This window comes from Pedobacter cryoconitis (genome assembly GCF_014207135.1).
In the GTDB taxonomy this organism is placed as follows: domain Bacteria; phylum Bacteroidota; class Bacteroidia; order Sphingobacteriales; family Sphingobacteriaceae; genus Pedobacter; species Pedobacter cryoconitis_D.
Map to the genome: position 1 here is coordinate 301,277 of NZ_JACHCC010000009.1, position 19,592 is coordinate 320,868.

General features: G+C 39.3%; 15 protein-coding genes. 5 read left to right on the forward strand and 10 right to left on the reverse strand.

Translation table 11 applies throughout. The annotated features are described in order from the left end of the window. Nucleotides 1–11 precede the first annotated feature (11 nt). Genes HDF25_RS17995 through HDF25_RS18025 form a run of 7 tightly spaced genes read right to left on the reverse strand, consistent with a single transcriptional unit; the run spans nucleotide 12 to nucleotide 6,651 of the window. Nucleotides 12–803, reverse strand: a complete 792-nt coding sequence (locus HDF25_RS17995) for a DUF4292 domain-containing protein (protein ID WP_184627277.1) — start codon at nucleotides 801–803, stop codon at nucleotides 12–14. Then, nucleotides 778–2,232, reverse strand: coding sequence for a tetratricopeptide repeat protein (locus HDF25_RS18000; protein ID WP_184627279.1), 1,455 nt, complete (start codon nucleotides 2,230–2,232; stop codon nucleotides 778–780). Before HDF25_RS18000 ends, HDF25_RS17995 begins: the two co-directional genes overlap by 26 nt. Before the next feature lie 10 nt (nucleotides 2,233–2,242). Continuing rightward, nucleotides 2,243–2,674, reverse strand: coding sequence for a dUTP diphosphatase (gene dut, locus HDF25_RS18005; RefSeq protein ID WP_184627281.1), 432 nt, complete (start codon nucleotides 2,672–2,674; stop codon nucleotides 2,243–2,245). A gap of 18 nt (nucleotides 2,675–2,692) precedes the next feature. Beyond that, the gene (locus tag HDF25_RS18010) at nucleotides 2,693–4,198 is read right to left on the reverse strand and encodes a polysaccharide biosynthesis C-terminal domain-containing protein (RefSeq protein WP_184627283.1); all 1,506 of its coding nucleotides are present in this window, start codon (nucleotides 4,196–4,198) and stop codon (nucleotides 2,693–2,695) included. Between the two features lie 31 nt (nucleotides 4,199–4,229). Continuing rightward, complete coding sequence (locus HDF25_RS18015; protein ID WP_184627285.1) at nucleotides 4,230–4,502, reverse strand: acylphosphatase; 273 nt, start codon at nucleotides 4,500–4,502, stop codon at nucleotides 4,230–4,232. A gap of 14 nt (nucleotides 4,503–4,516) precedes the next feature. Then, nucleotides 4,517–5,464, reverse strand: coding sequence for an NAD(P)H-dependent flavin oxidoreductase (locus HDF25_RS18020; RefSeq protein WP_184627287.1), 948 nt, complete (start codon nucleotides 5,462–5,464; stop codon nucleotides 4,517–4,519). Nucleotides 5,465–5,475: 11 nt separating this feature from the next. Further along, nucleotides 5,476–6,651 carry an amidohydrolase family protein gene (locus HDF25_RS18025; RefSeq protein WP_184627289.1) on the reverse strand — a complete coding sequence of 392 codons (1,176 nt, stop codon included), beginning with the start codon at nucleotides 6,649–6,651 and terminating at the stop codon, nucleotides 5,476–5,478. A 154-nt stretch (nucleotides 6,652–6,805) separates the two neighbouring features. On the opposite strand from HDF25_RS18025, the gene rluF reads away from it, so the two are divergent. The 3 genes from rluF (at nucleotide 6,806) to HDF25_RS18040 (ending at nucleotide 9,763) form a co-directional block, all read left to right on the forward strand. After that, nucleotides 6,806–7,852 carry a 23S rRNA pseudouridine(2604) synthase RluF gene (gene rluF / locus HDF25_RS18030; RefSeq protein ID WP_221450943.1) on the forward strand — a complete coding sequence of 349 codons (1,047 nt, stop codon included), beginning with the start codon at nucleotides 6,806–6,808 and terminating at the stop codon, nucleotides 7,850–7,852. Nucleotides 7,853–7,971: 119 nt separating this feature from the next. Beyond that, complete coding sequence (rlmN, locus tag HDF25_RS18035; protein ID WP_184627291.1) at nucleotides 7,972–9,021, forward strand: 23S rRNA (adenine(2503)-C(2))-methyltransferase RlmN; 1,050 nt, start codon at nucleotides 7,972–7,974, stop codon at nucleotides 9,019–9,021. A 49-nt stretch (nucleotides 9,022–9,070) separates the two neighbouring features. Further along, nucleotides 9,071–9,763: a ComF family protein gene (locus HDF25_RS18040; RefSeq protein ID WP_184627293.1), complete on the forward strand. Its 693-nt coding sequence runs from the start codon at nucleotides 9,071–9,073 to the stop codon at nucleotides 9,761–9,763. A gap of 295 nt (nucleotides 9,764–10,058) precedes the next feature. Here the strand turns inward: HDF25_RS18040 and HDF25_RS18045 are convergent, their stop codons facing one another. Both HDF25_RS18045 and glyA read right to left on the reverse strand, forming a co-directional pair. Continuing rightward, nucleotides 10,059–12,836: a PAS domain S-box protein gene (locus HDF25_RS18045; protein WP_184627295.1), complete on the reverse strand. Its 2,778-nt coding sequence runs from the start codon at nucleotides 12,834–12,836 to the stop codon at nucleotides 10,059–10,061. Between the two features lie 19 nt (nucleotides 12,837–12,855). After that, a complete protein-coding gene (gene glyA / locus HDF25_RS18050) occupies nucleotides 12,856–14,127 on the reverse strand; it encodes a serine hydroxymethyltransferase (RefSeq protein ID WP_184627297.1) in 1,272 nt (423 codons plus the stop codon). A 418-nt stretch (nucleotides 14,128–14,545) separates the two neighbouring features. Here glyA and dxs point away from each other — a divergent pair, with 418 nt between their 5' ends. Further along, on the forward strand, nucleotides 14,546–16,474 hold the full coding sequence (gene dxs, locus HDF25_RS18055; protein ID WP_184627298.1) for a 1-deoxy-D-xylulose-5-phosphate synthase: 1,929 nt from the start codon (nucleotides 14,546–14,548) through the stop codon (nucleotides 16,472–16,474). Between the two features lie 88 nt (nucleotides 16,475–16,562). Here dxs and glmS read toward each other — a convergent pair whose 3' ends face one another. After that, nucleotides 16,563–18,401: a glutamine--fructose-6-phosphate transaminase (isomerizing) gene (gene glmS / locus HDF25_RS18060; RefSeq protein ID WP_184627300.1), complete on the reverse strand. Its 1,839-nt coding sequence runs from the start codon at nucleotides 18,399–18,401 to the stop codon at nucleotides 16,563–16,565. Between the two features lie 289 nt (nucleotides 18,402–18,690). Here glmS and HDF25_RS18065 point away from each other — a divergent pair, with 289 nt between their 5' ends. Next, nucleotides 18,691–19,002: a hypothetical protein gene (locus tag HDF25_RS18065; protein ID WP_184627302.1), complete on the forward strand. Its 312-nt coding sequence runs from the start codon at nucleotides 18,691–18,693 to the stop codon at nucleotides 19,000–19,002. The last annotated feature ends 590 nt before the right edge of the window (nucleotides 19,003–19,592 follow it).

Sequence of the window (19,592 nt, forward strand, 5' to 3'; positions counted from 1 at the left end):
TATAAAAAAATTTAGTTTATTAACTCAAACCTTTTGGGAAGAGTAAATGGAAAATCAAGTTGGACATTACGTTCTATTTTTGAAAAATCAAATGCCAGATTTGTTTTCTTCGTCCCGGACATAGAATTGATTTTCATCACCGATGGAAATAGTGCGTCGGTTACCTGCTGATAATCTGAATAAACTACTTTCAGTGATTTCCCAGCTTTCACTTCATTCATATTCAGTTCGGCCGTTTTCTGCAGGGTATTGAATAACACCCTGAATGCCAGTTCGCCCTGTACTCCTTTTGCTGTAAACACGCCAGAATCAGCATCGAGGGTAGCCTGATCATTGGTAAACTCTGCGATTGTATTTCCGGAAAGAATAGATTGCAGCATCTTAAAAGTAACCTGTTTGCTGGTAAAACTGTTCAGGTAACTAAAGGGCTTTTTCACACCGACAGACTGTAAATTATTACGTAAAAAGACACTATCCGGAGTAATCAGCGCTCTGGCTACTTCAATTCCGGCTATAGCGGTTACACTTGCCCAGATTTTCTGATCCTTCTGGATCCGGATAGTCATATTCACATTATTTACACTCCCATTGATATCAAGACTTACTTTCCCTTTCATAGACAAGGTATTAAACGGAATATCTTTAGCCCTAAGCATCCTTAAGTTTTCGGCCTTCCTGACATTGGTCACAGGTACAGCTGTCAAATCAGGTGTTTTCACTATTGTTTTTTTAGTTTTACAAGCCATCACAGTACTTAACAGTACCAGAATCAGCAGACTATTTCGTGAAATATTTTTTTTCATCTATTTTTCGTTTTAACACAGGGGACTCATTACCTGCATCCCTTGATTTTTTCCATTGAATCAAAGCCTCATCCAATGCTCCGTCCTTAAATAAAATATCACCATAGTGCTCCAGGTAAATACTATTTCCGGATTCATTGTTCTGCAATGCTTTTTCTATCCATAAGCGGGCAAGATCAAGCTGGTCCATTTTAAATAAAATCAGTGCGTAGGTATCTGCAATGGAAGCATCCCCAGGCAAAGCTTTGGCTGCAACGGCAATCAGTGCCACTGCTTTGGTCAGGTTTTCATTTCTTAACGCCAGGTAGTATGCATAATTGTTCATAATGAGAAAATTTTGCGGATCTAGCTGCACAGCATGCTCAAAGGCATTATCGGCAGCAGAAGTTTTCCCTTCGTCTATTAATATTTCTGCCTGAAGGGCAAAAATCAATGCCTGCAGTTCTTTATTATCCCCGTCCAGTGTCAATGCAGATTTTATATGTTCGAGTGCTTCTTTATTCTGGTTTTCCCGGTGAAGGGCGAAAGCCATATAATAATAGAGAATTGCCTGGTTAGGATATACGGAAAGGGCATCCTCTCCAATCTTAATCATTTGCTGATACTGACCCATCAGGATAGATATATTGAGGACTTTCTCCCAGACACCATAAAGCTGATCTGTGAGTTTCAGCGCCTTTTTATAATTGACAAGAGCAGCTGGCAAATTCCCGGTTTCATATAATACATCTCCATAAAGTGCAAGAAAAAGCGGGTCATCCTGATGGGTACCCGCAATATTTTCCAGAACCCTGGAGGCTGCTGAATATTTTTTCTGGGAAAGGTATAAGGTCGCTACTGCCATAGCCTCACCAGCATTTACAGTAGAAACTGTCTCTCTGGCTGATGGTCCTTCAGTAATCCTCCTGCGTGCATTATCAATTGACTCTGAAGGTCCGAATTTTTTTTCCAGTAAAGTATAAGCTGCAAGGGCCTCCTCTTTTTTACCTGATATAGCAATCGCGTTGGCCCGGTCAAACTGATAACTTTGCTGATTCGGAGCTAACCTGATCAGCTGATCAAATACGGGAATTAAGTTGACCATATTACCCGTTGTTTTATAGACTTCAGCCAATAATTTCCAATACCAGATATTACTCTGATCGATAGCAACAGCGGTCTTTATGGCTGTTTCAGCTTCAGCCATATTATTCTGTCTGAAACTTAATAAAGCGATCTCGTACCATGCCGGTGCATTCCTGGCATCGAGGGTGGTAATTTTACTGAAGTTATCCTTACTCCGCTGATAGTTCTCTTTGAGTTTATCGCTGAGACCGGCAAAGAAAAGTTGTTTAATACGGACACTGTCACCGGCAGAAACAGGTAGCTGCTGGGCAGCTGATGTCAGCCCTAGGATAAGTATACTGCATAAAACAACTATCCTTTTCATTATTTATTAATTACTTACCTGTATGACCGTAACCACCTTCACCACGTGCCGTATCACTTAGTTCTTCAGCGTTCTCCCAGGTAATGGTTTCATGTTTTGAAATCACCATCTGTGCAATTCTGTCTCCGTTATTTACTACAAAGTCAGTATCTGAAAGATTAATCAGTAGTACTTTAATCTCTCCGCGATAATCTGCATCAATAGTACCCGGAGAATTTACGATACTGATCCCGTGTTTATAAGCAAGACCACTGCGCGGGCGGATCTGTGCTTCATACCCAACCGGTAATTCAATATGTAAACCTGTTGGCACTAATATACGCTGCATAGGCTTGATTACAATTTCTTCGGTTACAAATGCTCTCATGTCCATACCTGCTGCATGAGCTGTTTCATACTGAGGCAATGCCAATCCTGATTTGTTGATAATATTAATCTTCATCTTGTTGTGTATTTGTTATTATTTTCCTCTTGCTAAAAGCACTTTTAATTCATCTTTTTCTATATAGGCTATCCCCGCAAAAAACAGCAGCAATAACAGATTTCCGATATAAATATTCCTGTTAAACACCCAGAAAGACAGGATAACCAGTACTACTGAAGTAATCAGGTAACCTGCAATCCGCTTCAGTTTATAGGGAATCGGATAATATTTCTGCCCCAGTACGTAGGAGATAACCATCATGACGAAATACGCCAGCATGGATACCCAAGCAGAGCCCATATAACTGTATTTTGGAATCAATACAAAATTAAGGACAATTGTCAGTATTGCACCTACCAATGAAATGTAAAGACCAAACCGGGTCTGATCGGACAATCTGTACCAGATAGACAGGTTCATATAAATCCCCAGACAGACATAACCGAATAATAAATAGGGTACTGCTGGTAACCCTGACCAGTACTGGGCGAGATGGGCTTTATCCCTGCTAATAAAGTATTTCAGGATTTCGATATTAGCGACCAGTGCAACAAACAGTAAGGAAAGGGCGATCACAAAATAATGCAGAATTGTTGCATAAGTTTTTCTCGCATTTTCATTTTTTGCATGACTGAAAAAGAAGGGTTCTGCCCCAAGTCTGAAAGCGGTGATAAAAATACTTAAAAACATAGCGATCTTACAGACTGCACCATATATTCCTACGTCAATATCAGCAACAGAACGGGGAAGTAATTTACTCAATACAATCTTATCCAGATTCTCGTTAATAATGAAAGATAAATTTGCAACCAGTATCGGCCAGCTGTAAGAGATCATCTTCAGGAACAAATCTTTATCAAACCTGAATCTGATTTGTAAGAATTCTGGCAGCAATACCAAAAAAGTAAGCACACTTGCGGCAAGGTTGGAAATAAAAACGTAGCCCACCCACTGATAACGATACCAGCTTTCAAACCAGCCGGACATCAGCCAGTGATGTTTGATCACCGCCGGAATAATATAAATGAAAACAAGATTAAGCCCTACGAAACTTCCTATGTTCAGAAATTTGACTACGCTGTATCTGAAAGCCTTATTATCCGCCCTTATTTTAGCAAAAGGGATGACACAAATGGCATCCACAAATAAAATCCCGACAAAATACTTCACATATTTCTGATAATCTGCCGACTGTCCTATGTCGCCATTACTAATCCATGCAGCAATAGAATCAGAGAAAACTGAGCCTGTAATCAGAAATAAGCCGGCTATAAAAGCTATACAGATAAAGGAATTATTATATACTGCATCTTTTTTGTCCTCGTATTTATTCAGATACCTGAAATAAGTACTTTCCATACCGAATGCCAATACTGCATTAATCAGTGAGGCATAACTGAACAGTTTGGTTAATATACCAAATGTACCCGGCAAATAAGCCCTGACATAAATCGGGGTTAAGATAAAATTGAGTAGTCTGGATAATATGGTACTCACCCCATATACCGCAGTCTGACCTAAAAACTTTTTTATAACTGACACTTGATCTGGTTAAACGGATAATAAAGTGAACTTATTTCTTGATGATTTCAAAATTACGATAGTTTTTCAGTTCACCGGGTGTGATCTCTACGTTTTCAATCTTCGCACGGTCCGGTCCTTCATTACACCATTCTACAAAAACATCCAGCAAGGTATCATCCCCTTCGGCTTCAATATATAAACTGCCATCTTTTTCATTTTTGATGATTCCGCGGACACCCATCTGATCGGCTACAACCTTTGTGGTATACCTGAATCCTACTCCCTGCACTTTTCCTGTTACTCTGATTATGATTTGTTTCATTTCCATTCTCTATTTTAATAATTGAACTGGCTGATTCTGCTCTTTGCTGTTAAAAATCCGTTCCAGATCTCTTTCAGAATTACTTCAGCCGGTCTGACTTCCTTCAGTAATGCGGAAACCTGACCGATTTCGAGCTCTCCTTCTTCTAAATTTCCTTCAAACATACCTAATTTTGCTCTTGCACGCCCCAACAGACGCTGTAATGTTTCTGCATCCGCCCCTTCAGCTTCTGCAGCAGCGATCATAGATTCAAATGAGTTTTTTAATAATCTCACCGGAACAAGTTTTTGCATACGCAATTTAGTATCTCCTTCTCCGGCACTAACAATTCTCTGTTTGAAAGATGGATGGGCTGAGGATTCTTCTGCAACTGCAAAAGCAGAACCTACCTGGACTCCATCAGCACCTAATGCCATCGCGGCAAGCATACTGCGTCCGGAAGAAATCCCTCCGGCAGCAATTACCGGTATTTTCACAGCATCTGCTATCATCGGAATCAGACAGAGGGTCGTAGTTTCTTCTCTTCCATTGTGTCCTCCTGCCTCAAAGCCCTCGGCCACTAGTGCATCTGCCCCACAGGCTTCAGCTTTCAGTGCAAACTTAGTATTGGCAACGACATGAACGACAGTTATTCCGTTTTCCTTAAGAAAACCTGTCCATGTTGCAGGATTACCCGCCGAAGTGAATACAATTTTCACTCCTTCGGACACCAGAATTTGCATAATCTCCTCCACATTAGGATAAAGTAAGGGTACATTCACAGCAAATGGCTTTGATGTAGCCTTCTTTATTTTCTGAATATGCACTCTCAATACTTCGGGATACATAGAACCTGCACCTATAATTCCAAGGCCACCAGCAGATGATACTGCCGCTGCCAGCCTCCAGCCACTGCACCAGATCATACCAGCCTGAATAATGGGATACTGAATATTAAATAAACGTGTGATACGATCTGACATATATTATCATTTTATATTATCCGCTGAATATGGGTGTCCGGCGTTATATGGCCGTTTTCCAGCTGCTGGATTAAGTTTATTCCTGGTGTCTTTCCTTTTTCGAGGGTTCCCAGCTGAGTTTCCATCCCTAAAAAAGTTGCACCATTGAGTGTTGCCCAGCATAGAAGTTCATCAAAAGTAATATTGGCATGCATTTGTAATGTCCTCATTTCTGCCAGAATACTCAACTTATGGTTACTTGCCAGGCTGTCTGTACCTAATGTAATAGTCACTCCCGAATCTCTCAGCATTTCTACATCGGGTAATTTGTTTTCAATATACAGATTTGCATTTGGACATAAACACCAGAACAGTTTTGGGTGAGTGCTTTTTGCAAATTCAATATCTGCCCTGCTGGTAAATGTATTATGCACCAACAAAGTACTGGCCTGTCTGGCCAATAAAGGCAGATAACTCTGCAATGAGGTCTTCCCTTCTGCCCGAAAAAAACTGATATCTAAACCCAGGAATTCATACAATTTCAGAAAATGTCCTTTCTTCTCTTCAAAAAAGAGATTTTCTGCCTCTGTCTCCTGATTGTGTACAGAGACAATATCATCTGCTGTACCTGAAGTCTGATTAATTTCTTTGAATAATTCTGTTGAAACAGAATAAGGCGCATGAGGAACAATTGTTGCTTTCAAAGGTAAAAAAGCATCTCTGGTTTCCTTTGCTTTGGTTATGATTTCGGCAGCACGTTCCGGATTAAAACCCATAACCTCTACAAAGGTATGGTAATAAACCGGACTGTTTAACTTTACTCTTTTTGATCCAGACTGATTGGAAATATCCCCCGTTGCCACAATACCATTCGCGTGCATAGCAGCATCTGCCAGTTGCATAGCGTTTTCAATTTCTATCTCTGAAGCCTGTCTTTGCTGCATAATCTGCTGCACAAAACCTGGTAAGCCTGTATGCTCTGCTATTTTTCCGGCAAGATGTGACAACTCCAGATGACAATGTGTATTGACCAAGCCTGGCACCAGCACCCCCTGGTAATACCTGACATCTGTTATATCTAATGCTTTCCCCTGCGCTGCAGTCCAGACATTAAGTATAGTACCTTTTTCATTAACCTCAATTATTCCATTTTGCAAAGGTGGGCTGCTCACCGGATAAACCCATGATGCCGACAAATATGAACTCATATTTGCAAATTACGGTTATTCTGCCCAAAGCTTAAAAAAATCAGCTCAGATATAGCCTTTTTTACGAAGGATTAACTGAAAAAATCTGTGTATTAAATAATTTTGATAGCATATATGGGTATAAATTGATTACTTTGTAAAAAGAAATACTATTATGTCTGATTCTACCACCCGATTAAATAAATACATTAGTGAAAGCGGCATGTGCTCAAGGAGAGCAGCGGACAGATACATTGAACAGGGAAATGTGTTTATTAATGGCAGAAAAGCTAAAGTCGGTGACCAGGTTTTCTTCGGTGACGTGATCACGGTGAACGGACAAACTATCGAGCCTAAAGAAGTAGAGAATACAATCTTACTGGCCTTTAATAAACCTGTTGGTGTTACAAGCACTACTGAAGCTGGTGTAAAAAGCAATATCGTTGATTATGTAAATCATAGTGAAAGAGTTTTTCCTATTGGAAGACTGGATAAAGATTCACAGGGACTGATCTTCATGACCAATAATGGCGACCTGGTTAACAAAATCCTGCGTGCAGGGAATAACCATGAAAAAGAATACCTGGTGACAGTTAACAAACCATTAACTGAGCAGTTTATCACTGGCATGGCAAAGGGTGTACCTGTTTTAGGGGTAATGACCAAAAAATGTAAAGTCACTAAAGAAAGTCCTTTCATTTTCAAAATTACGCTGATCCAGGGCTTAAACAGACAAATCAGACGTATGTGTGAGCATTTCGGTTTTGAAGTTACCAAACTGGAGCGTACACGTATCATGAATGTCAATCTTAAGGGTATTCCTGTAGGTGAATGGAGAGAACTGACTCCAGAAGAGATGGCAGAGATCAATAAGATGGTTGCCAAATCCAGCTCTGCTGCAGCTTCAGCACCTAAAAGAGTAGCTAAAAAAGCACCAAAAGAAGTTTCTGATGAGGTTAATGTAACACCAAAAAGAGCAGCAAGACTAAGACCAGCAGGCCCTTCTAAAGGAAAAGCACCAAGGGCTACAGCTGCCAGAGGAGAAAAATCAGAAAAACCAGCAAGAGGCGCAAAAGCAAAACCATCAGGTTCTTCTTCTTTTAAAGCCGCCTCCACAACTTCGGACTGGAATAAAAGTAATGGTCCAAGCAGGAGATCGGTAAGACCTTCGAACGGAAGACCAGGTGCTGCAGGCGCTAAAACCAAAAGTCCTAAACGCTAAGAACAACTGATTCTCAAGTTCTTACAGAACAAGCATAAACAAGCAAGGTCTTGACACCTGAAAGTAATTTGTATCCCGAAAATTGGGCGACTTATTATTTTTAGGTAACTTTGCATCAAATGCTTGTAATAACTAAAACTGATATCCGTTCACTGAGTCTTATCCAGCTTCAGCAACACTTTACTGAAATGAAAGAACCGGCTTACCGGGCCAAACAGGTTTACCAATGGCTCTGGGAAAAGTCTGCCCGTTCTTTTGAAGAAATGAGTAATCTGTCTAAAGAGCTGAGAAAGAAACTGGATGAGAATTATACCATCAACATTGTAACGGTAAACAATTCTCAGTTCAGTAATGACCAGACTATCAAAAATACTTTTCGTTTATACGATGGAAATATCGTTGAAGGGGTATTAATCCCTATGGAGGAACGGATGACGGCCTGTGTCAGTTCTCAGGTGGGCTGCAGTTTAACCTGCAAATTTTGCGCAACGGGTTACATGGACAGAAAACGTAACCTCAATGCAGATGAAATTTATGATCAGGTGGTTTTAATTGATCAGCAAGCCAAGAAAAACTACAACGCCCCATTAACAAATATTGTTTACATGGGAATGGGTGAACCACTCTTAAATTACGCAAACGTACTTAAATCAATAGAACGGATTACCGCTCCTGATGGTTTAAATATGTCTTATAAACGAATTACTGTCTCTACAGCAGGAATTGCCAAAATGATCCGTAAACTGGGTGATGATGGCGTTAAATTCAACCTGGCACTTTCACTGCATGCTGCAGATGATCAAAAAAGGAATGAAATTATGCCTATTAATGAGCAAAACACGCTAAAGGTACTTGCTGAAGCTTTAAAATATTATTTTGCCAAAACCAAAAACCCTGTTACCTATGAATATATAGTATTCAATAATTTCAATGATGAAATTCAGGATGCAATGGATCTGGCCAAATTCTGTAAACATGTGCCCTGCAAGGTAAACCTTATTGAATATAATCCTATTCAGTTTGCAGATTTCATCAATGCAGAAGGAGATAAAATTGATGCCTTCTCTAATTATTTGAAAAGTCAGGGAATAAATACAAATATCAGACGTAGCCGCGGTAAGGATATTGATGCTGCCTGCGGACAACTAGCCGTAAAAGACCAGGCCTGATTTTAACAAAACACTAACTATTTCCCGATGTAACAGGTTACATTGGGAAATGCCTTTCATTCAACAAATCACTTCTGATTTCCTTCATTTGCTGTTTCCCGAACATTGCAATGCCTGTGGCGTACAGCTGGTTCATGGAGAAAAACAGATCTGTATCAGGTGCCTGTATGATCTGCCTTATACTGATTTCCATCTATTCGCTGATAATCCCGTAGCCAGACTATTCTGGGGAAGAATGCCATTCCAGGGAGCCATGTCCTTACTGTATTTTCGTAAAGGGTCAAAGGTACAGGACCTTATCCACCGCATAAAATATAATGGCAACACGGAATTAGGTTTTATGCTAGGCTGTATGATTGGTGAGAAAATATTACTGACCGGGCAAAAAACAGAATTGATCATCCCGATCCCTCTTCATCGGTTAAAAGAACGCAAACGCGGTTATAATCAAAGTAAATGTATTGCAGATGGTATAGCCAAAGTCCTGCAACTGCCAGTAAACACTAAACTGCTGACCCGAAAGATAAATACCGGGACACAGACAAAAAGGAGCAGATACAATCGTTTCGAAAACATGGAATATATATTCAGGATTTCACAGTCACTCTCTTTAAAACATAAAGCTATTTTATTGGTAGATGATGTCATAACCACAGGTGCCACCCTTGAATCGTGTGGCCATTTACTCCTGGCTAACGGATTTGAAAATTTATCGGTCGCTACAGTAGCCTATGCAGAATAAAGCAGGTACAAAAACCAAAACTGGTTGCAACATTTTCAGTTGATATGCGTTTATATTTTTGAGAGCGTTAATTTAGATGATAAGGGCTGGTGTTTTTTTTATAGAAACACCAGCCCTTTATTTTTTTTTACAACTGACAATCAATAAGATACAAAAAAAATACATTGTATCATAAAAAAAATCGTTTTACCTAAAACAATTGATTGAGTTAATCGTTTATATACTGAGAGCGTTAATTTAAGGGTCGGGATTCCTTCTGGAGTTCCGGCCCTTCCTTTTATCAGCCCAGTGTATTTTACTGCTGTTTTTCTTTGGAAAAAAATCCGGATAGTAATTTTTTAATCTCTTCAGGATTAAATGGTTTCAGAACATGACCATCCATACCACATTCTTTAAATTTATGATGATCATTTTTTAACGTAGAAGCCGTTAAGGCAATGATTGGTATCTCTTTATAATACGTCCCACTGATATCTCTTATGATCCCTGTAGTTTCAAAACCATCTATACCTGGCATCTTAATGTCCATAAAGATCAAATCATAACTCTCTGTCATAATTTTCTCTATAGCTTCATATCCGTTAATAGCTGCATCAACGTCCAGTCCCCACTTACTCAAAATACGTTTAGCGATCAGAATGTTAATCTCATTATCATCTACTACCAGTATTCTTTTTCCTATAAAAACACTCATTTCTGTGTTATTCCCAGGAGTAGCAGTTATTTCACTCATCTTACTGAATGCGATCTCAAAAGAGAAAGTGGTTCCTTCACCTTCAACACTATCAACAACAATCTCAGAATTAAACATCTGAAGTAATTTCTTCGTAATTGCCAATCCTAAGCCGGTGCCTCCATATTTTCTGGAAATATCAGTTTTAGCCTGTGTAAAGGTTTCAAAAATATAGTTTTGTTTGTCTTTAGGGATTCCTATGCCGTTATCAACGATCTCAAACCTGATAATTGACTCTTCTTCACTCTCTGCTGCGAGACTGAGTCTTAGTTGTACCTGCCCGTTATCTGTAAATTTAATAGCGTTACCTAAAAAGTTCATCAGGATCTGATATAACCTATTTTTATCCCCGGCAACCAATACAGGAACCATCGGATCAAAAACAAGGACCAGCTGATTCCCCTTTTTCTTTACATTAACCTGTAAAGAATTAATAATGTCATTAACCAGGGTTTTCAGATTAAATGGAAAAACTTCCAGCTCCATCTTACCAGTTTCCATCTTTGTAAAATCCAGAATATCATTAATAATATGCAGCAGGTTTTCTCCGGAGAATTTTAAAATATTCAGATCATCAATCTGTGAGATCTTAGGATCATTGTCCAACAGTAAATGGGTCATACCTATTACCGCATTTAAAGGTGTACGAATTTCATGACTCATCACGGAAAGGAACATCTCTTTAGCCTGGCTCAGCTTTAAAGCTTGCTCCTTAGCCTCGATCATTTCCTTTTCAACCTGTTTACGTTGTGTGATATCTGATATCAGGTCAATCTGGCGCTCTACTTTCCCTTTACTGTTAATAATAGGGGTATTGGATACGGACAACCAGATAGTAGATCCGTCTTTCTTTTCTGCCAGTACTTCGATGGTATAAGACTGGTTGTTCCTGCTTTTATTCCTTGAAGTGGCAATCAACTCCTGGTCATAAAAATTGGGTGAAAGAATATTTCCCAAATGATGACCGTAAAGCTCTTCCTTTCTATAACCGGTTAATTTTTCCAGTGATTTATTGACCCATGTAGTGATTCCTTCATTGTCCTGAATATTCACACCGGTATTTGTTTTGCTTGCAACCATAGACAGAACCTGCAACTCTTCTTCAGCTCTTTTTTTATCGGTAATATCTATGATAATCTCTACCTCAATATCTACATTTCCTCTGTCATCCAATACAACAGTATTGTAAACGGAAAGCCAGATTTCTTTTTTATCTTTCCGGTAAGCCAGCATATCTATCGTAAAAGACTGCCTCTGTTCGGTAAGTTTTCTAACCTCATCAATTAATTCCAGATCGGTATTAGGGCCTATAATCAGATCGCCAAGTCTTTTTCCTTTTACGTCTTCAAGGTTAAACCCTGTAATTTTTTCAAAGGCTGCATTCACCCAGGTGACATGATTGTTTGCATCATTAATAACTACCGCGTTATTAACTTTGCTGGCTACAAATGACAATTTCATCAGGTCACTTTCGACCTTCTTGTTATCAGTTATATCCCTCCCGTATGTATACCATCTGTGATTTTTCGCGACCAGGGACCAACTTATCCAGCGAACAATATGATCACGTCCAACAATACGGAAATCAATATGAAGTTCTTTCTGTTTTTGCCCCAGGCCTTCTTCTATACTTTTAATTACTCTTGGTATATCTTCAGGATAACAGACGTCCAGCAGCCCCAGTTCCATTGCCTCCGCTACAGAGTACCCGAGTAATCTTGTAACTGCCTCATTAATAAACAAAACCCTGCCTCTGAAATCAAGAATGCAATGTATTTCGGGGGATACCGCAGTAATGTCCAACAGTTCCTGGTAACGTGAAGCACCGGAGTGGATCTGCTGATCTTTTTTTCTGAGTACCAGATGTACAACCACTTCTTCTGCCAGCCCTTTCAGTATATCTTTCTGACTATCAGTCAATGCTCTGGGAACTATATCAAACAAACAAAGCGTACCCAGCTTAAACCCTTCGTCATCAATCAGCGGGGCACCAATATAATACCTCACATATGGCTCGGTTTTCACAGAGGGATAATCTACAAAACGACTATCCTTCTGTGCATCATATACTTCAAATATGGTGTTTCCCAGAATTGTATGTTCGCAAAAGGACTGATAACGGGGAAGTTCCTTCCGGTCTGTACCTACAGCAGATTTAACCCATTGCCTGTCTTTATCAATTAAAGAAATCAGGACAATGGGTGTATTAAATATTTGCGAAGCAAGTCTTGTTAGGTTATCAAAGCTTTTTTCAACAGGGGTATCAAGTATATCATATGCGTACAAAGCACATAATCTCTCCTTTTCATTAGGTGATAATACTCCTGTATTTATTGGCATAATTGATTTACCCGATTTTTTACTTGTATAATGGGAAACCTGCAACTAATTTAGTCACCTGTTTTCTCACTTCAATCAAATGGGCTTCGTCTTCCGGACGGGTTAAAACCTGATCAATTAAATCAACGATTTTTTCCATTTCCGCCTCTTTAAATCCTCTGCTTGTAATCGCAGCGGTTCCCACGCGTATACCAGAAGTTACAAAAGGAGATTTATCGTCAAACGGCACCATATTCTTGTTCACGGTAATATCTGCTTTTTCAAGCGCATTTTCAGCAAGTTTTCCAGTTATATTTTTATTACGTAAATCAATCAGCATCAAATGGTTGTCAGTACCACCAGAAATAATACCATATCCTCTTGAGACAAAAGCTTTAGCCATCGCCTGTGCATTAGCCTGCACTTGTTTAATATAAACCAGATATTCATCACTCAGGGCTTCACCAAATGCAATTGCTTTTGCAGCAATAATATGCTCCAGAGGGCCACCTTGTGTACCAGGAAAAACGGCCATATCTAAAACAGATGACATCATTCTGGTCTCTCCTTTAGGTGTTTTTAAACCGAAAGGGTTTTCAAAATCTTTACCCATCATAATCAGACCTCCGCGTGGTCCACGCAGTGTTTTATGGGTAGTCGTTGTTACAATGTGACAATGAGGTAGTGGATTCGCTAATAATCCTCTTGCAATTAAACCTGCAGGATGTGAAATATCAGCAAGAACCAACGCACCGATTTTATCAGCTACACTACGAATAAATGCATAATCCCACTCTCTTGAATAAGCAGATGCACCACAGATAATCAATTTTGGACGTTCAGCTAATGCTACTTCTTCCAGTTTAGCATAGTCAATCAGTCCGTCTTCTTTTTTTACCCCATAAAAAAGAGGATGATATAACTTACCAGAAAAGTTAACCGGTGAACCATGTGTTAAATGGCCTCCATGAGACAGGTCAAAACCAAGGATTTTATCCCCAGGTTGAATTACAGCAAGCATTACCGCAGCATTTGCCTGTGCACCTGAATGTGGCTGAACATTTACCCATTCAGCACCAAATAGTTTTTTTGCGCGTTCAATTGCAATATTTTCTACCTCATCAACAACCTGACAACCGCCGTAATAACGTTTGCCCGGAAGGCCTTCAGCATATTTATTGGTTAATACTGAACCCGCAGCTTCCATAACTTGTTTGCTTACAAAATTCTCTGAAGCAATCAGCTCAAGGCCGTTTTCCTGACGGTCTAATTCCCTGTCAATCAAATCAAAAATTAAAGTATCTCGTTCCATTTATCAAAGTATATTTCTGTAAAAATAATCATTTTCATTGGAGTATATATTGTTTTTTAATGGTAATGAAGCTCTCATGATTTTATTCTCATTCCATTGTGTGATTTGAAAAATCATGATGGTTTCATCAGTATAAATTTATTTTTCATCAGTTCTTATCTTGTTTTTGTGTTCATAAGTCAGTTATAAGACCATTTGAATTGAATCCGGTTCTGCCCGGGCTCATCTTTCACAGCATTTATTTTCCTTTTATATCCAGGATCGTATCGCCAGGGTCACGTCATTTTTCATAGAAATACAACCTATAAATATGGTGTCAGGATAGCTCAGAAGGTTCATATAACTTGAATGACTATTATTTTGCAGTTATATTAACTAAAATCCCGTACTTTGTATATTGTTGTCTATTAAAACATGCATGGAAAACTTCAACTCTCCATTACTACCTAACATAAACTATCCTGCTGATTTAAAGCAGTATAAAGAAGAAGATCTGGAGCAAATCAGCCAGGAATTAAGACAGTATATCATTGATGCAGTAAGTGTAAATGGCGGTCATTTTGCGGCCAGTCTAGGCGTTGTAGAACTTACTGTTGCTTTACACTATGTGCTTAATACTCCCTATGATAAACTGGTTTGGGATGTAGGTCATCAGGCTTACGGCCATAAAATACTTACGGGGCGGAAATCTGTTTTCCATACGAACAGGGTATTGAACGGGATCAGTGGTTTCCCGAATATCAGTGAAAGTGAATATGACACCTTTGGCGTTGGCCACTCTTCTACCTCGATTTCTGCTGCACTGGGAATGGCTGTCGCCTCTCAGTTAAAAGGCGAAAAAGACCGTCAGCATGTCGCCGTAATCGGTGATGGTGCGATGACTGCCGGACTGGCTTTTGAAGGCCTTAATCATGCCGGGATTGAGAATTCAAACCTGCTGGTTATCCTGAATGATAACTGCATGTCCATTGACCCCAATGTCGGAGCGCTTAAAGAGTATCTTACAAGTATAACTACTTCTAAATCATATAACCGTTTCAGGGACGATATCTCAAGTGTACTGATCAAACTTTCTGAACTTGGGCCTAATGCGCACAAGTTTGTAAAAAAGATAGAAAAAAGTATCAAAGGTACCTTACTCAAACAGAGTAATTTATTTGAGGCTTTAAATTTCAGATATTTTGGCCCGGTAGATGGTCATGATGTAAAAAAACTGGCTTCTATCCTGAAAGACCTGAAAGATATTCCTGGTCCTAAGCTATTACATTGTGTAACAGTTAAAGGTAAAGGCTTCGCTTTGGCTGAGAAGGACCAGACCAAATGGCACGCTCCTGGTACTTTCGATAAGATAACCGGTGAAATCAAGAAATCGGTCAACGACAAACCACAACCCCCTAAATATCAGGATGTTTTTGGGCACACATTAGTTGAGCTAGCTGAAGCCAATCAGAAGATTGTAGGTATCACACCTGCCATGCCTTCTGGTTCATCTATGAATATTATGATGAAGGCTATGCCTGAGCGCGCATTTGACGTGGGCATTGCAGAGCAGCACGCTGTAACGTTTTCGGCAGGACTGGCTGCTCAGGGGATGTTACCTTTCTGTAATATTTATTCCAGCTTTATGCAACGTGCGTACGACCAGGTGATCCATGATGTGGCGATACAAAATTTAAATGTTGTATTCTGTCTGGATCGTGCAGGTGTTGCCGGGGCTGACGGTGCGACTCACCATGGAGCCTATGACCTTGCCTATATGCGTTGTATTCCAAATATGACTGTAGCTGCACCAATGAATGAGGAAGAATTGAGAAACCTGATGTATACAGCTCAGTTGGAGAACAAGGGACCATTTTCAATTCGTTATCCGAGAGGGAATGGAGTTATGATTGACTGGAAACGCCCTTTCAAAGCCATTGAGATTGGAAAAGGGCGAAAAATATGTGATGGTGAAGATGTAGCCATCCTGACTATCGGACATGTGGGTAATTTTGCTGTTGAGGCCTGTAAAGAACTTAACACTGATGGAATCCACCCGGCACATTACGATATTCGTTTTGTTAAACCGCTGGACGAAGCATTATTACATGATGTTTTCACCCGTTATAAAAAGATAGTTACCGTAGAAGATGGATGTCTGCAAGGTGGAATGGGATCTGCAGTGCTGGAATTTATGGCTGATCATAATTACCAGGCCAATGTGATCCGTCTGGGTATGCCTGACGAAGTGGTTGAGCATGGTGAGCAGGCCGAATTATGGTCAATCTGTGGTTATGATAAGAACTCAATTATAGAAACAGTTAAGAAGATAACAATCAGCAGGACAACCGCTACCATTGCATCTTAAGAACTGCCTTCTCATATCTATATAAAACAAATAAGTCCTGTTTGCTGGTCAGCAAACAGGACTTATTATATAAATAAAACTTGCTCTGCTATTCTACAGTCACTGATTTAGCCAGATTTCTTGGCTGATCTACATTACACCCTCTCAGTAAAGCTATATGATAAGAAAGCAACTGTAAAGGTATAGTAGCCAGTAAAGGCAGGAATGCTTCACTTGAATCAGGGATTTCGATACAATAGTCAGCCATTTTACGTACTTCAGTATCTCCTTCAGTAACAATAGCCAGCACAATTCCTTTTCTTGCTTTCACTTCCTGGATGTTACTGATTACCTTTTCGTAAGAAGAGTTCTTGGTAGCAATGACAACTACTGGCATCTCTTCATCAATCAAAGCAATAGGACCATGCTTCATTTCTGCAGCAGGATAACCTTCAGCATGTATATAAGAGATCTCTTTTAACTTCAGGGCTCCTTCAAGGGCTACCGGAAATCCACTTCCTCTACCCAGGAAAAGACAGTTTCTTGAATCTTTAAATTTATGGGCTATCTCCTCTATTAAACTATTAGATTCTAAAGCCCTGGTAATTTTTTCAGGAATACAATCAAGTTCTGTTAATAATTCTACTAGTTTGGCTTGTGTTAAAGTGCCTTTCTGTTGTGCCATATAGAAAGCCATCAAGGTAAGGACTGTAACTTGTGCAGTAAATGCTTTAGTAGAAGCGACCCCAATCTCAGGGCCCGCATGGGTATAAACACCTGCATGAGTAAGACGTGGAATAGAAGAACCAACAACATTACAAACACCAAAAATTGTTGCCCCCTTCTCCTTAGCCATCTCAATAGCAGCCATTGTATCCGCAGTTTCACCAGATTGTGAAATTGCAATAACTATGTCTTTTTCTGTAATAATAGGATTTCTATAGCGGAATTCTGATGCGTATTCAACCTCAACAGGTATCCTGGCATATTCTTCTATTAAGTACTCTCCAACCAACCCAGCATGCCAGGAGGTTCCACAGGCTACAATGATAATGCGGTCAATGTTTTTAAGTTTATCCGCATACTCCTTAATCCCTCCCAGCTGTACTCTGCCTTCATTTGGATAAATACGACCCCTCATACAATCTCTGATAGACCTTGCCTGCTCAAAGATCTCCTTTAACATGAAGTGTTCATATCCACCTTTTTCCAGCATTTCCAGTTTAAGCTCCAGCTCCTGGATATATGGTGTCTGTACTACGTTATCCAATCGTTTGATCAATAACTCATCACGTTTAACAAATGCTATTTCATTGTCATTCAGATAAATTACATTCTTTGTATACTCAATGATCGGGGTAGCATCAGAAGCAATAAAGTACTCTCCCTCTCCTACACCAATAACCATTGGACTACCTTTCCTGGCTGCAATCAGCTGATCAGGATGATCATTATCCATAATTACTATAGCATAGGCACCATTCACCTGGTGCAGAGCCAGACGCACAGCTTCCAGTAAATCAGTATTTTCCTTTTTATAGATTTCTTCTACTAAATGAATCAGAACCTCAGTATCTGTATCACTATTAAAACTATGCCCCCTGGAAAGAAGTTCTTCTTTCAGCGTTGCATAGTTTTCTATAATTCCATTATGAATTATACTTAATTTACCGTCATTAGAAGTATGAGGGTGTGAATTCCTGTCAGAAGGTTCACCATGAGTGGCCCAACGGGTATGTCCCATACCAATCGTTGCCGATTTATCTTTTCCCTCACTGAAGTTCTCCAGCTCCTGAACTTTACCTGCTTTTTTATAAATATTCAATCCGTTCTGATTGATCAGTGCGATCCCCGCACTGTCATATCCCCGGTATTCTAATCTCTTCAGGCCTTTAAGTACTATTGGCCAGGCTTCTCTATAACCTATATATCCTACTATTCCACACATATTATTCTAGTATAAAGGTGTAAATCTAGTCAATTAAAGATTTATTTACACCAAATAAAACTACTGCCTCATTTTTCGTGACAAATGACACATAGTTAATACGTTTTAGCTTTAAGAGCATTAAATGTGATTCTATTCGCATCAAAGTGTGGAATACCTCTACAGCACTCAGACCTAACAAAAACAATAACAACCTAAATATCAACAAATTACAACAAAAACAATGACTGGCATCATTATTCTGTATCGCTAATACAAATCATTGTATCAAACATAAAAAACTATAAAGATGAAAAATTTAATTTTAGGCGCAGCCATATTAGCATTTGCAGGAGTTTCAACAGTTAAAGCAAACGATATTAAAAATCCGGTAGCTGTAGTGGCTCAACAGGATAGCACAGTTAAAACTCCTGTTAAAATCGAAGAGTTACCTGATGCTGTAAAAGCAACTTTGTCATCAGACAAGTATAAAGACTGGGCTCCGGTAGCAGCATTCAAAATTACAGATGCAAAAAAAGCAGAATACTACCAGGTTGATGCAAAAAAAGGAAATGAAACTGCTTCCTTAAAAATTGGTAAAGACGGCGTTGTTATTCAATAACCGAAATCTATTTAAAGACTAAAAACCTGCCCTGTAAAGGGGCGGGTTTTTTCTTGTCCGGCAGATTTAGATTTCCCTAGATATCACGGCACCAGTTATCCACATTTTCTTGTGGATAACCTATTGAAAATGTTAATTAAGCACGAGGTGTGATGCTTTAGCAGGGTTAACAAACAAACAACAACAAACTAAAAATCAACACATTAACACAACATACAAACTTTAAATCCTACAAAAACGGTTATAAACAATTAACATTGGTTATAAACATCCACCGATTACTCTAAAGTTAGGGGCTGAAAATAAACTCCATAACATAATCAGCCAGACCTGACTGCCGGATCAGCAGTAGCTACTGAACTTGCATATCAATTTACTGATCAAACCAATAGTATTTAACCAGCATTCAATAATCATACTCAAGAGCAAAAAACATTCAGCTTTTCAAGAAATAAAACAATCAGAAAAACAAACATACAACACTAGTAAACAACTAGATAACCACAAATAATGTAATTTATTTAATCCAGACAAAGCTTCCACAACTTTACATCCTGCAGGAATAAAAATGCTTGTTAAAATATAGATAA

Coding starts and splice junctions, on each gene's coding strand:
- HDF25_RS17995 (WP_184627277.1), bottom strand. CDS start 803: ATGAAAAAAAATATTTCACGAAATAGTCTGCTGATTCTGGTACTGTTA.
- HDF25_RS18000 (WP_184627279.1), bottom strand. CDS start 2,232: ATGAAAAGGATAGTTGTTTTATGCAGTATACTTATCCTAGGGCTGACA.
- dut (WP_184627281.1), bottom strand. CDS start 2,674: ATGAAGATTAATATTATCAACAAATCAGGATTGGCATTGCCTCAGTAT.
- HDF25_RS18015 (WP_184627285.1), bottom strand. CDS start 4,502: ATGAAACAAATCATAATCAGAGTAACAGGAAAAGTGCAGGGAGTAGGA.
- HDF25_RS18020 (WP_184627287.1), bottom strand. CDS start 5,464: ATGTCAGATCGTATCACACGTTTATTTAATATTCAGTATCCCATTATT.
- HDF25_RS18025 (WP_184627289.1), bottom strand. CDS start 6,651: ATGAGTTCATATTTGTCGGCATCATGGGTTTATCCGGTGAGCAGCCCA.
- rluF (WP_221450943.1), top strand. CDS start 6,806: ATGTCTGATTCTACCACCCGATTAAATAAATACATTAGTGAAAGCGGC.
- rlmN (WP_184627291.1), top strand. CDS start 7,972: ATGCTTGTAATAACTAAAACTGATATCCGTTCACTGAGTCTTATCCAG.
- HDF25_RS18040 (WP_184627293.1), top strand. CDS start 9,071: ATGCCTTTCATTCAACAAATCACTTCTGATTTCCTTCATTTGCTGTTT.
- HDF25_RS18045 (WP_184627295.1), bottom strand. CDS start 12,836: ATGCCAATAAATACAGGAGTATTATCACCTAATGAAAAGGAGAGATTA.
- glyA (WP_184627297.1), bottom strand. CDS start 14,127: ATGGAACGAGATACTTTAATTTTTGATTTGATTGACAGGGAATTAGAC.
- dxs (WP_184627298.1), top strand. CDS start 14,546: ATGGAAAACTTCAACTCTCCATTACTACCTAACATAAACTATCCTGCT.
- glmS (WP_184627300.1), bottom strand. CDS start 18,401: ATGTGTGGAATAGTAGGATATATAGGTTATAGAGAAGCCTGGCCAATA.
- HDF25_RS18065 (WP_184627302.1), top strand. CDS start 18,691: ATGAAAAATTTAATTTTAGGCGCAGCCATATTAGCATTTGCAGGAGTT.